The organism is Ensifer sp. NPDC090286 (assembly GCF_044769565.1).
GTDB lineage: Bacteria > Pseudomonadota > Alphaproteobacteria > Rhizobiales > Rhizobiaceae > Ensifer.
In genome coordinates this window covers 46166-58857 of sequence record NZ_JBIVYF010000005.1, presented here as the reverse complement: position 1 = coordinate 58857, position 12692 = coordinate 46166, and the positions used below count along the sequence as shown (strand labels likewise).

Annotated in this window: 10 protein-coding genes; 5 read left to right on the top strand and 5 right to left on the bottom strand. The window is 63.0% G+C overall.

Going from position 1 to position 12692, the window contains the following annotated elements:
- Positions 1-1125, top strand: a complete 1125-nt coding sequence (locus tag ACIQUG_RS24510; RefSeq protein WP_402324715.1) for a P1 family peptidase — start codon at positions 1-3, stop codon at positions 1123-1125.
- A 34-nt stretch (positions 1126-1159) separates the two neighbouring features.
- On the opposite strand, the gene ACIQUG_RS24505 is transcribed toward ACIQUG_RS24510, so the two are convergent.
- Positions 1160-2038 carry a helix-turn-helix domain-containing protein gene (locus ACIQUG_RS24505; RefSeq protein ID WP_402324714.1) on the bottom strand — a complete coding sequence of 293 codons (879 nt, stop codon included), beginning with the start codon at positions 2036-2038 and terminating at the stop codon, positions 1160-1162.
- A 95-nt stretch (positions 2039-2133) separates the two neighbouring features.
- On the opposite strand from ACIQUG_RS24505, the gene ACIQUG_RS24500 reads away from it, so the two are divergent.
- The 3 genes from ACIQUG_RS24500 to ACIQUG_RS24490 all read left to right on the top strand — a co-directional run bounded on the left by ACIQUG_RS24500 (position 2134) and on the right by ACIQUG_RS24490 (position 5619).
- Positions 2134-3696: a 4-hydroxyphenylacetate 3-hydroxylase N-terminal domain-containing protein gene (locus ACIQUG_RS24500; protein ID WP_402324712.1), complete on the top strand. Its 1563-nt coding sequence runs from the start codon at positions 2134-2136 to the stop codon at positions 3694-3696.
- A gap of 8 nt (positions 3697-3704) precedes the next feature.
- Positions 3705-4217 carry a flavin reductase gene (locus tag ACIQUG_RS24495; RefSeq protein ID WP_402324710.1) on the top strand — a complete coding sequence of 171 codons (513 nt, stop codon included), beginning with the start codon at positions 3705-3707 and terminating at the stop codon, positions 4215-4217.
- 148 nt (positions 4218-4365) lie between these two features.
- On the top strand, positions 4366-5619 hold the full coding sequence (locus tag ACIQUG_RS24490; RefSeq protein WP_402324708.1) for a sensor domain-containing diguanylate cyclase: 1254 nt from the start codon (positions 4366-4368) through the stop codon (positions 5617-5619).
- Between the two features lie 82 nt (positions 5620-5701).
- On the opposite strand, the gene ACIQUG_RS24485 is transcribed toward ACIQUG_RS24490, so the two are convergent.
- Complete coding sequence (locus ACIQUG_RS24485) at positions 5702-6409, bottom strand: YitT family protein (RefSeq protein WP_291155016.1); 708 nt, start codon at positions 6407-6409, stop codon at positions 5702-5704.
- Between the two features lie 162 nt (positions 6410-6571).
- Entirely contained in the window at positions 6572-8299 is a 1728-nt protein-coding gene (locus ACIQUG_RS24480) for an amidohydrolase family protein (protein ID WP_402324706.1), read from the bottom strand.
- Positions 8300-8474: 175 nt separating this feature from the next.
- On the opposite strand from ACIQUG_RS24480, the gene ACIQUG_RS24475 reads away from it, so the two are divergent.
- Complete coding sequence (locus ACIQUG_RS24475; RefSeq protein WP_402324704.1) at positions 8475-9377, top strand: LysR family transcriptional regulator; 903 nt, start codon at positions 8475-8477, stop codon at positions 9375-9377.
- 42 nt (positions 9378-9419) lie between these two features.
- Here ACIQUG_RS24475 and ACIQUG_RS24470 read toward each other — a convergent pair whose 3' ends face one another.
- Both ACIQUG_RS24470 and ACIQUG_RS24465 read right to left on the bottom strand, forming a co-directional pair.
- A complete protein-coding gene (locus tag ACIQUG_RS24470; RefSeq protein WP_402324703.1) occupies positions 9420-10898 on the bottom strand; it encodes an aldehyde dehydrogenase in 1479 nt (492 codons plus the stop codon).
- Positions 10899-10970: 72 nt separating this feature from the next.
- The gene (locus ACIQUG_RS24465) at positions 10971-12422 is read right to left on the bottom strand and encodes an APC family permease (protein ID WP_402324700.1); all 1452 of its coding nucleotides are present in this window, start codon (positions 12420-12422) and stop codon (positions 10971-10973) included.
- Between the last annotated feature and the right edge of the window lie 270 nt (positions 12423-12692).

Genomic DNA, 12692 nt, shown 5'->3' with positions numbered 1-12692 from the left:
ATGAACGACAAAACCTCTACGCCCCCCAGCGCCCGCGCCCGCGATATCGGCCTGCCCTTTTCCGGCCGCACCGGCCGCTTCAACGCCATCACCGATGTCGAAGGCATTGCCGTCGGTTTCCGCACCATCGAGGAACAGGCCCCGCGGCCCGGCCGAAAGCGTCCGGTGCGCACCGGCGTCACCGCCATCCTGCCGCATGCCGCTTCGGAAACGCCGGTGCCGGTCTATGCCGGCGTGCATCGTTTCAACGGCAACGGCGAGATGACCGGCACCCACTGGATCGAGGACGGCGGCTTCTTCCTCGGGCCGGTCATGATCACCAACACCCACGCCGTCGGCATGACGCACCACGCCACCATCCAATGGATGCTGGAGCGCTATCGGTCGACCTATGACAGCGACGATTTCCTCTGGCTGATGCCGGTTGTCGCCGAAACCTATGATGGCGTGCTGAACGACATCAACGGCCAGCCGATCACGGAAGCCGATGTGCGTGCAGCGCTCGATAGCGCGACGTCCGGCCCAGTGCAGGAGGGCAATTGCGGCGGCGGCACCGGCATGATCGCCTATGGCTTCAAGGGCGGCACCGGCACCGCGTCGCGGGTCGTCGAGTTCGGTGGCCGCGACTACACGATCGGCACGCTGGTCCAAGCCAATCACGGCCAGCGCGACTGGCTGACGATCCGCGGCGTTCCGGTCGGCGAGCACATGCGCGACGGCACGCCGCAAAGCCAGATGCAGGAGCGCGGCTCGATTATCGTGGTGATCGCCACCGACCTGCCGATGGCGCCGCATCAGTTGAAGCGTCTGGCGCGCCGCGCGGCGATCGGCATCGGCCGCAACGGCACACCCGGCGGCAACAATTCCGGCGACATCTTTCTCGCCTTCTCCACCGCCAACACCCAGCCGATGGCGCACAAGGCGCCGCCGCGCCTGTCGCTCGAAATCGTCAACGACGAGTTGCTCGATCCTGTCTATCTTGCGACCGTCGACAGCGTCGAAGAGGCGGTGGTGAACGCGATGATCGCAGCTGAGGATTCCGGCGGCACGGCCCATGATCGCTTCAAGATCCAGGCGATCCGGCACGAACCGCTGATGGAACTGATGCGGGCTTATGGTCGATAGCCGGCTGCCTTAGACGCGACTGCTGGAGCCGGACTTAGCCGGCTCCAGACGAGCCCACGCGCGCCCGGCGCCAGTCGCTCGGCGCCTCGCCGACACGCAGGCGGAAGAAGCGCGAGAAATAGGCGGCATCGGCAAAGCCGATCTCATAGGCGATGTCCTCAAGCGGCCGCACCGTGAAAAGCAGCAGGCGCTTGGCTTCGAGCAACCGGCGCTCGTTGATCAGTTCCTTGACCTGCATGCCGAAGGCGTCCCTGCTCGCCTTGGCAAGCAGGTGCGGGGTGGTGGCGAGCGCATCGGTGTAATGCCCGACGCTCCAGTTCTCGCGGAAATGCAGGTCGATGAGCCGGCGTAGTTCCGTTGCCAACATCGCCTGCGTCGGCTGGGCGGTGTCAGGCGTGGCCGCCGCCAGACGGGCGATCTGGGTCAGCACCGCAGTAACCAGAGACGCCAGCATCCGCTGGGTGCCGGGAGCACCCCCGGCATATTCGTCGGCGACGATATCGAGCAGTTCGGCTAGGCGGCGCCAATGCCGGTCTTCACCGTCGCCACGGATCATCGTCGGCCTATCGAGCGCCAGCGTCGTGTTCTCGCGGATCGAGAGCAGCGCGCCGTCGGCGACCGAAACGACAACCGCATCGCTCGTCTCCGGGTCGACCGAAAACCCGTGCACGATGCCGCTCGGCACGAAGCTGACCGCGGGCGCGGAAAAGTCCAATGGCTTGTCATCGATGAAGTAGGTTCCCCCGCCGCTCAGCCAGTAGGTGATCTGCCCCATCTGGTCGTGCTTGTGCGCCTTCACCTGGCCCTGATGAAGGTTCTGCCGCGCCATCACCGTCTCGACGTGGAAGAACCCGGGCTCGAGCGTCTGCTCCGGTTCGCCGTAGACGAAGAAACTTGGAATGCTGCTGCTCATGCTCCACCCGAAAAAGTCCAAGTCATTTTGCCATTCTGTCCATGGCGGCTGACGATTTCAACGCCTAGCCTTGACGAAACTCAAGGGAGGAGAACATGAGAGCAGAGGATTTCCGCGCTGACCGGACGCGGCCCTTTACCGGCGCCGAATATCTGGAGAGCCTGCGCGACGGCCGCGAGGTCTATATCAACGGCGACCGCGTGCACGACGTCACCAGTCATCCTGCCATGCGCAACTCCGCCCGGTCGCTTGCACGCCTCTACGACGCGCTGCACGATCCGGCGAAGAAAGATATTCTGACGTCACCGACCGACACCGGTTCCGGTGGCTACACCCACAAATATTTCCGCGTCGCCCGCTCCTCCACCGACCTGGCCGCACAGCAGGGCGCGATCGCCGAATGGGCGCGCATGTCCTATGGCTGGATGGGCCGCACCGCCGACTACAAGGCGGCGCTCATGAACACGCTCGGCGCCAATGCCAATTGGTACGGCCCGTTCAAGGACAATGCGCTGGCATGGCATAAACGCGCCCAGGAAGCGGCACTGTTCATGAACCATGCGATCGTCAATCCGCCGATCGATCGCCACAAGCCGGCGGATGCTGTCAAGGACGTGTTCGTTCACATCACCAAGGAAACCGATGCCGGCATCTACGTCTCCGGTGCCAAGGTGGTCGCGACGTCCTCGGCGTTGACGCACTATAACTTCCTGGCGCAAAGCTCGGCGACAGTGACGGAGGATCCCTCGCTCTCGGTCATGTTCATCGTTCCGATGAACGCGCCAGGTATCAAGATGTTCTGCCGCGTCTCCTACGAGCAGACGGCCAACACGGTCGGCCATCCCTTCGACTACCCACTCTCCTCGCGCTTCGACGAGAATGACGCGATCCTGGTGCTCGACAATGTCTTCGTGCCCTGGGAGGACGTGCTGGTCCTGCGGGATGCCGCCAAGATCCTCTCCTTCCACCCGGCCTCCGGCTTCATGCACGGCTACTGCTTCCAGGGCTGCACCCGCTTTGCGGTGAAGCTCGATTTCCTCGCCGGCCTGCTCGCCAAGGCGCTACGCGCCACCGGCGGCGATGCGTTCCGTGGCAACCAGGCAGCACTCGGCGAGGTCATCGCGCTCCGTCATATGTTCTGGAGCTTCTCCAACGCGATGGCGCACAACCCCATCCCTTGGGCCGACGGCGCGGTGCTCCCCAATCTGGAAGCCGCCCTTTCCTACCGCACCTTCATGTCGGAGGCCTATCCGCGCGTGATCGAGACGATCCGCAGGGTGATCGCGTCTGGCCTCATCTACCTGCCCTCCTCGGCGCGTGATTTTGGCAATCCCGAGATCGATCGTTATCTGGCGCAATATGTGCGCGGCTCCAACGACATGGGCCATATCGAGCGCATCAAGATCATGAAGCTGCTCTGGGATGCGACCGGCACCGAGTTCGGCGGGCGCCACGCGCTTTACGAACTCAATTATGCCGGCGCTCCCGAAGAGGTGCGGTTGCAGGTGCTGAAGGGTGCCGAGCGCGGCGGGCGGCTGAAGGAAATGGAAGCCCTCGTCGACCAGTGCATGGCCGACTATGACGAGAACGGCTGGACCGGCAACACCTGGCTACCGCCGCTCGACGACAACGCCTCCCTTCGCAGCGCAGCCGAGTGAGGCCGGCCATGGAACCGCTCGTTTCAAAGACCGAGTTTCGCAACGCCATGGCGCGGGTCTGCGCGCCGGTCAACGTCATCACCACAAACGGACCCGCCGGACGCGGCGGGTTCACCGCCACAGCCATGTGCTCGGTGACCGACGAGCCGCCCACGCTGCTCGTCTGCATGAACCGGAATTCCACCCAATGCGGCTTGTTCATCGACAACCGCCGCTTCTGCGTCAATGTGCTGAGCCACGATCACCGGGATCTCGCTGGCCATTTCGCCGGTGCGACGCAGGATATGGCCGCCCGCTATGCGGCGGCCGACTGGGTGGAGATGCAGTCCGGCAGTCTTGCGGTCAAGGACGCGATCGTCTCGCTCGACTGCGAACTGGCGGAGGCGCGGCTCCTCGGCACCCACCATATCCTCATCGGCCGGGTCGTCGGCATCCGCTCGCGCAGCGACGGCAATGCGCTGCTCTACTTCGACCGCAACTACGTGCACGTGCCGACCCAGCTCGGAAGTTTCGGCGGCTAGGCGCGGACGCGGCACCGCCGTTCCGGCGCCAACAGGGCATCTTTCGCCACAGAGCCGACGCAATCCACATCCAGTTGCTCTTCAGCGCCTTTTGTTTTTTCCCCGAAACGCGTCTATTGCCAGGCGCGGAATGAGAAAGGAAAACGGAATGGTGATTGCTGGGCCAGCCGGACGTCCGACGATGGACGCGAAAGGCAGGGAATTCGATCGCTTGGCCGCCCTTGGACATCTCGATATCCTCGACACGCCAAGGGATGAAGGCCTTGAACGGGTCGTGCGGCTGATCAAACAGGTCTTCTCCATCGAAATCGGCATCGTCTCCTTGGTCGACGCGCATCGCCAATGGTACAAGGCATGCTCCGGCCTTTCGGCCGACGAGGTCCCGCGCAAAGACACCTTCTGCCGATATGTCGTTGCGTCCGAGGAGCCTCTCATCGTCCATGATGCGACGAAGGATGCACGCTTTTCGCAGCACCCGGCCGTGGCCGGCCCCGAACATATCCGGTTCTACGCAGGCGTCCCGCTGAAGACGCGGGACGGACATACGGTGGGGACCGTGTGTGCGATCGACCGCGCGCCACGACAGTTCACTGAGACGAATCTTGCGATCCTGACGGAACTGGCGGGCGTGGCGATGGACCGGATCGATCTGCTCCGCTCGGCCGCGACGGACGGGCTGACCGGGACGTTGACGCGGCGCGCCTTTCGCGAGGAAGCGGACAAGCTGATCTCGCTCGCCGTGCGGCACCAGCATGATCTGTCGTGTATCGTCCTCGATGTGGACCATTTCAAGCGGGTGAACGACACCCACGGGCATGCGGCGGGAGACGAGGTCTTGAAGGCCGTCGCCTCCATCTGCCAGTCCAATCTGCGGGCAAGCGACCTCTTTGGGCGGCTCGGCGGCGAGGAATTCGCGATCATGCTGCCGCATGTCGACGCGACTGGCGCGCTGGCCGCGGCGGAAAAGCTGCGGGCAGCGATCGCCGCCCAGACAATCCACGGCGACTTCGGCCAACTGGCGGTAACCGCGAGCTTCGGCACGGCCGCCCTTTCGGCCAACAGCAGGGATAGCGCCACCCTGCTCGCCCAGGCGGATGCGGCGATGTATCTCGCCAAGGCCGGAGGGCGAAACCGCTGCGTCGAATGGAGCAGTCTCGAAGCCGGCTATCCGCTCGGTCCGCGCCAGCGCGTGCTGAAGGCAGGGACCATTCTCTTCGACGACAGGCATTCGCGGATCGACTGCACCATCCGGTCGCTGGGCGCCGATGGTGCGGCGGTTACGGTTTCGAATTCCGCCGGCATACCGCCCGAACTCGTCCTGGTCGTTGCCGGTGATGGTTTCGAAACCAAGTGCCAGGTGGTGGCGCGGGACCGGCAGAACCTCGAACTCGCTTTCGGATAGGCCTGTTCGCCCGTGTGCATCCATCACGACACAGGATGAAGGGGCGCCGGCTAGGCGCCCCTTCTCGCATTATTGCGGGATGCTATTCCGCGGCCGCTTCCAGGCCCTTCGGCGATGATGCGGGCTTGCCCTGGAACTTTTTGAACAGGAAGAAGTAGAGCTTGATGTACTGACCGACGAGAATGGCGTTCAGGATCGTACCTTCGCGGATGAACTTGACCTCGGCGAGGAAGAGCAAGCCGATACAGGCGGAGAGCACCAGCAGCGTGCAGTCGAAGCCGGTCTTGATGTTGCCCCACTTCCACCCGGTGCGCTTGAAGATCGTGTTGACGAACATGTCGATCGGCATCAGCACAAGGTTGGCGCGGATCATCAGGAACAGGCCGAAGGCGAGCGCCGCATCGGCGAAGACCAGCAAAGCCACCCGGACTGGATAGGCTTCGAGCTTGATGAACTCGGTGATGCCCAGGTTGAAATCCAAGAAGACCGCCAGCACGAAGGCCGGGATCAGCGACGCGAAGTTCTTGAGCTTGAAGTCCTTGGGCAAGACCAGATAGGTCAGGAACAGCATGATCAGTTCGAGCATGAAGTTGTAGGTGCCCTGGCTGAAGGGCGGATAGACCAGCGTCATGGTCCGCGTCAGGCTGCTCTGGGGTGAAATGCCGATGCCGGCCCGGATCGCCAGGCTGACGCCAAAGGTCAGCACGTAGATGCCGACGACATACATGATCCAGCGCCGCGTCAGGCTACCGGTATCGACGATTTCGGCTTCCGCCGCATTGTGTGCCATTGTTTCCTCCCTCGAAACGATGCGGGTTTGTTGCCCCGCCTGCCCATCGCCCCCTCAGCGATGCGCTTTTTGATCCCTCGGCGTGCCACCTGTTGTCGCGACAGCACGCCACTTTCCTGGCGGACGGACGCCGAAACGTCCGTCTGCTTTTCCTGAACGGCTCTAGGCCATGAAGCGGAACCGGTGCAACGAGATGAACAGGCTGAGCAGCTTGTTGACCACCGGTTCGCCTTCGTTGCGGTTGCCGAGAGCTTCGAGCGCTGCGTCGATCGCCGCGGCGCTGGCCGTCAGTTCCTCGACGCTCATGTTTGCCATGACGCCATAAATCTCGAGCGGCATGACGGCCTTCTCCACCTTCTCCTCGGTTACGATGCAGGCGCCGGCATGGGTATCGACCCGCTTGAGGCAATGGCACATTTCGGCGCTGTCCTGACCGACGACGACGAAATAGGGCTTCGGCGCCGGCCAGAAGGTCGCAACCGCGCCGCGATCGACATGCACGCCCTTGAACAGCCCGTTCACCACATGGCGCTTGCCGTCGGCATAACGCTGGACGACCGACAGCCGGCTCAACTTCTTGCCCTCGTGCTCGGCAACGACCTTGCCATCCTTCAGCGGAACCCAGATTTCCTGGTAGAATTTGGCGTGGCCACGGCCGTAGACGTCGAACAGATAAACCTTGGCCTGCGTGCCGTCTTCCGACACCTCCAGGGGCACGATGTCCAGCTGCTCCGGCGAGAGATCGGCGAGACCGGTAACACCGTCCTTGCACATGCCGGAATAGTCGATCTCGGCATTCTTCAGAAGCTTGCGGTCCCTTGCGACCAGTTCGCCGTCCTTGAAGACGTAGAGCGGGTTGATCTTCGACAGGCTGTCGGTCAAGACGATATCGGCGAAGCGGCCGGGCGTCAGCGAACCGATCCTGTCTTCCATGTGGAACGATCGGGCAGTGTTGTAGGTCGCCATCTTGATCGCGTGGATCGGGTTGATGCCCATCTCTGCACAAAGCGAGATGATCCAATCCATGTGGCCCATCGTCAGCAGTCGCTCGATCGAGATGTTGTCGGTGCATAGCATGAAGTTGTCGGTCGGCCATTTGCGGTCGACGATGGCGCGCAAGAGCACCTTGATCACCTCGCTGCTGCCGACCCCGAACTTGATATGCGTCGGGAAGCCGTAGCGGATGCTCTTCTCGATGTCCTTCTCGTTCCATACGTCGTGATTGTTGGAAACACCGATCGCCGGCAGGTAGTTGAGGACCATGTCGGAGAGCGCGGTGACGCCCCAGTGGCCGTTCATGAAGCCGCCCTTGGCGCGAACCCAGGCCGCCTTGCGGAAATCGTCGTCATTGCCGGAACTGTAGGTGAAATGCTCGAATTCCCCGAGGCCGATCACCGGATCCATCTTGAGCACTGCTTCCGTCACGGATGCCGCCGTCTTTTTGCCCGGCGCGAAAGCATAGAGCCGGTAGGGCAGTTGATCGTAGTCCTTGAAGAGCTTCTCGGCGGCTTCGATGCCTTCCTTGCCGGCGGCGCTCAAGAGATCCAGGCATTCGGCATAGATCGTCGTCGTGCCGCAGGGCACCATCGCTTCGGCGAGTGCCGTCGGATGCGCGAGCTGGGATTCGAAATGGATATGCGCGTCGATCAGGCCGGGGATCGCATAAAGACCTTTGCCGTCGAAAACCGTCTTAACCTTCAAGACGGTCTCATCCGGATTGAGCGCGACGATGCGCTTGTCATAGACGAGAATGGATCCCTGGTAGACGGTCTCGCCATGGACATCGAGGATGTTCAGGTTCTTCAGGAGAAGATCCGCTTCCCTCTCGCCGTTCAGGATATCGAAGATGGCGCGCACCTTTTCGTAATGCGCGGCTTCAGTCTGGTTCACGAATAATCCTCCACTTTCATAGTCGTCGGCGCCTGCCGATAACCCGCAATTCTCAGCGGGTGCGGTGCCGGCAGCGCGCCCCTCGCCAACCATAAGAAGTTATTGCACCGCTTCCGAAAAGCAGTATTTTCTGCTCATACCGTTCGCTTTTCGAGAACACTCGTGAGGGAGAGCCATGCTGCATTCACGCGTACTGCGCTACATCGACGAGGTGGCGCGCTCAGGCTCGATCCGCGGGGCGAGCGAGCGGCTGAACGTCGCTGCCTCGGCCATCAACAAGCATGTGCTGCAGCTTGAGGAAGACATCGGCGAACCGCTGTTCGAGCGGCTGCCGCGGGGCCTGCGGCTGACGCCGGCCGGCGAAATCCTTGTTGCGCATGTGCGCCGGACGATGAAGGAATACAGCCAGGTCGAGGCCGAGATCCGCGACATCAAGGCGCTGCAGAGCGGCGAGGTGATCATCGCCACGATGAACGGCCTTGCCGGCGGCATCGTGCCGAAGGTGGCCGCGATCTTCGGCGCACGCCACCCGCGTCTCAAGATCACGATCCGGGTGATGTTTGCCCGTGATATCGCCCAGGCGGTGGCCGATGGCGAGGCCGATCTCGGTTTCGCCTTCAATCTCCCGTCCACGCCGCAGCTCGAGACACTCTGGAAGATGGACACCCGCCTCGGCGCGGTAGTGGCGCCGGAACATCCACTCGTCGGCATGGAGACGCTGCCGCTTGCCTATTGCCAACCCTATCCGCTGATCTTTGCGGACAAGTCGATGCAGATCCACGGCATCGTCGCCGACGCCTTCGCCGAGGCTGGGCTAGCGGTCGAGCCGAGCTATCTCACCAACTCCATCGAGGCGATGAAGTTTCTCGCCGCGGCCGGTGACGGCATCGCCTTCCTCAGCAAATTCGACATTACCGAGGAACAGCGAAACGGCGTGCTGACCTACCTGCAGATCCGCGACCGGACCTTCGCCAAGAACGTGCTTTCGCTGGTGCAGCGGGAAAGACGCGGCCACGGCCTCGCCGCCGCGATGTTTGCCGAGGAGATCATCCGGGCTTTGCGGGCGACGGTGGAATAGCCGGCTACCCAGCCCAACGCCGACGCGGTCTCTCGTCCCGGGTCAGAGCTGAATCCAGGCCGTTTTCAGATCGGTGTATTTGTCGAGCGCGTGTAGCGACTTGTCGTGACCGTTGCCGGACTGTCTGACACCGCCGAGCGGCACCGTATTGTCGGCGCCGCCATAGGTGTTGACGTGCACCACACCGGCACGGATGCCGCGTACCATGCGGTGCGCGCGCGACAGGTTTGCCGTCCAGACGGCCGACGCCAGACCGTAGTCGGTCGCGTTGGCGATCCGGAGCGCGTCCGTCTCGTCGTCGAAGGGAATGACCGCGAGCACGGGGCCGAAGACCTCTTCCTTCGCCAACTGCATATCGGGCCCGACGTCGAAAACGGTCGGCTGCATATAATAGCCGCCGGTCTCCTCGAGGATGCGCTTGCCGCCAGTGCGCAGGCGCGCGCCCTCCCCTTCGGCCTCGCGGACGAATTCGAGGTTCTTCTGAAGTTGCACATCGCTGGAGATGGCGCCGGCCTCGGTCGAAAGATGCAGCGGATCGCCGACCTTCAGGCCGGCCGCGATCGCCGCCACCTTCTCCGCGAAGGCTTCGTGGATGGAGCGCTCGACCAGAAGCCTGGAGCCGGCGACGCAGACCTGGCCGGAATTGCGGAAGATGCCATAGGCGGAAATGCGCGCGGCCTGATCGAGGTCCGGCGCGTCGGCGAAAACGACGTTCGGCGATTTGCCGCCGAGTTCGAGATAGACGCGCTTCAGGTTCGAGCGCGCCGAGTATTCGAGCAGCCGGCGGCCGACACCGCCGGAACCGGTGAAGGCGAGAACATCGATATCGCCATGCAGCCCGATGGCTTCACCCGTCGTCGCGCCGCGGCCGGTGACGACATTCAACACGCCCTCGGGCAGACCAGCCTCGGCGCAAATCTCGGCAAGTCTCAGCAGGCTGAGCGATGCGCCCTCGGCAGGCTTCAGCACGACGGAATTGCCGGCGGCAAGCGCCGGCGCGATCTTCCAGGCGCCGATCATCAGCGGGAAATTCCAGGGCACGATCGCCGCGACGACGCCGATCGGTTCGCGATGTATGAGACCAAGGATGGTATCCGCTGTCGGTGCAATCTCGCCATAGACCTTGTCGAGCGCCTCGGCGTAGTAGCGGAAGGTGCCGGTGGCGCTGCCGGGTTCGGCCTTCAGCGCCATCGAAATCTCAGTGCCATTGTCGCGCACGCCGAGGACAGCGAGCTCCAGCGCCTGCGCCTCGATGATCTCGGCAATGCGGGTCAGAACCTTCTTGCGCTGGGCCGGCGCCGCCTTCGACCAGCTTCCTCTTTCGAAAGCGGTGCGCGCAGCGCGGACCGCCGCGTCAACGTCAGCCGCAGACGCGGCGGCTATGGTCGTCAAATGACTGCCATCGATCGGCGAGACGACATCCATGGTGTCGCCCGACAGGCTCTCCTGCCAACGGCCGCCGATGAAGAGCTTCTGGGCTGCGACCGGCAGCTTGCGCAATTGATCGATCTTGTCCTGCATGGTGTCCTGTCCCGTTCTATTAAGGGAACGGCGAGCAATCCCGCCGTTCCCTGCGCATTGATGAGCCGGATATCAGATCTCCTGGCCGGCGCCGAGGCGAGCGAATTCGAGCGGGTTGCCCGATTTCAGCGAAGCCGCCAGCGCAAGACCAATGACACCGAAGATGACGACCAGCCCCGGCAGGAACACGGCGAGCATGCCGGTTGCGCCGGCGAGATCGCCGAAATTGACGGCGATCGCGATAATGACGGCAACGAGGATCAGGCCGGTGACGACGGGAATGACCTTGGTCACCAGCGGGTTCGTTTCAAGACCGGGATTGCGGTTGAAGAAGGCGACAATGGCAAAGGCGGTGAATGCCATCAGCGTCATGACCGCAAGCGTGCCGACATTGGTCAGCCACGAAAACAGCGCCAGCACCGGATCCTGACCGGTTGCCGCAAAGAGCGCGACGACGAGGACGGCAATGACCGTCTGGATCAGCGAGCCGACATGCGGGCTGTGATAGGCCGGATGGGTGACGCCGAGGGAGACGGGCAGAAGCCGCTCGCGGCCGGCGACATAGAGATAGCGGGCCACTCCGTTGTGGAACGCCAGCACGCCGGCAAAGAGGCTGGTGACGAAGAGCACGTTCATCAGCGGCGGCAGCCAGCCACCGGCATAACGCTCGGCAAGGCCGAAGAGGAAGGTGGTCGGATCGGCAAGGCCCTGCAGTTCCGGCACCAGCTTTTCGGCACCGGCCGCGTTCACCATCAGCCAGGAGGTGAACATGTAGAAGACGCCGATGATCAGCACGGAGATATAGGTCGCGCGCGGTACGGTCTTTTCCGGATCGCGGGCCTCTTCGCTATAGATCGTCGTCGCCTCGAAGCCGATGAAGGCGGCGAAGCAGAAGAGAATGCCGATCGACGGCGAACCGGAGAGGATCGCCGAGGGCGTGAACGAGACCGTGCCCAAACCGCCGTCGCCGCCCTTGGCGAGGATCGCGACATCGATGACGAGCACGACGAGATATTCAAGAATGACGAGGACGGTCAGCACCTTGGCCGAAAGGTCGACGCGGCGATAGCCGAGAATGCCGACGGCTGCGATGCCGACGAAAGTCCATACCCACCAAGGGAAATCGATCCCCAGGCCGGCGAAGAGCCCGGCCGTTGCCGCGCCGAAGAGGCCGAAGACCCCGATCTGCATGGCGTTATAGGCGAGGATCGCGATCATCGCGGCGGCACCGCCCATCAGCCCGCCGAGGCCCTGGGCCGTATAAGCATAAAAGGCGCCGGCGTTGCGGATGTGCCGGGCCATCGCGACATAGCCGACCGAAAACAGAAGCAGGATCAGTGTGACGATCAGAAAGGTGCCGGGAATGCCCGCACCGTTTCCGAGCATCATCGACAATGGAACGCCGCCGGCAACCGCAGTCAGCGGTGCGGCGGCGGAAACGACGAGAAAGGTGACGGCGCCGACGCCGAGGGCGTTCTTGCGCAATTGGTTCGCCCCGGTCACGGGCGTGGGTGAATTGGTCATGGTCTTGGCTCCCCTTGCTGGCGCGAACGCCTTTTCGCCTCCGGTCCTTCTCTCCGGCGGCTGCTCCCTGAAGCGGACTTGAGGCGCGGGGCTTGCTTTTTGTCTTTGCCGCGCAAGTCTTTCGGTTCACTATTTGAACCTCAGCTTCAAATATAGACTTGCAAATTACATCTGGCCCTGTCAAGTTATTTCGCATGTTAAGTATCTCGACCCAAAACGACCGGGAGAGCGGGTCTACCGCTTCTTAGGAGGGAACAGGCGAGAGGACTG